This is a genomic window from Bacillus cereus group sp. BfR-BA-01408 (genome assembly GCF_022663305.1).
Lineage (GTDB): Bacteria > Bacillota > Bacilli > Bacillales > Bacillaceae_G > Bacillus_A > Bacillus_A pacificus.
On the sequence record NZ_JAKUFF010000272.1, the window covers coordinates 1 to 260 of the forward strand.

Here is a 260-nt window from a genome sequence, read left to right on the forward strand (position 1 = left end):
TCTTAATTCGTTCCCTGTACATTAATAAATTATCACAGCAGATCAAAATATGAATAAAATGGCCTTGTGCGTATTGCACAAGGCCATTTTCAATAGTTTTTAATTAGCAGCAATATCCGCCGTAGCCACCATATCCGTAGCCGCCGTAACCGCCATAACCACAACCGCCACCGCCGAAGCAACTAGCACCGATGATGATCAATAAAATAAACAATACGATTAGAAGCGCAAAACCGCCGCCGCATCCATGTCTGCGGTTA

The 260-nt window shown here is 43.5% G+C and carries 1 protein-coding gene; it reads right to left on the reverse strand.

Annotated features, from left to right (window positions below):
- Positions 1–103: 103 nt before the first annotated feature.
- Positions 104–260 (reverse strand): YjcZ family sporulation protein (locus tag MR083_RS27270; RefSeq protein ID WP_242270133.1); only part of this gene is annotated, 157 nt, incomplete at its 5' end.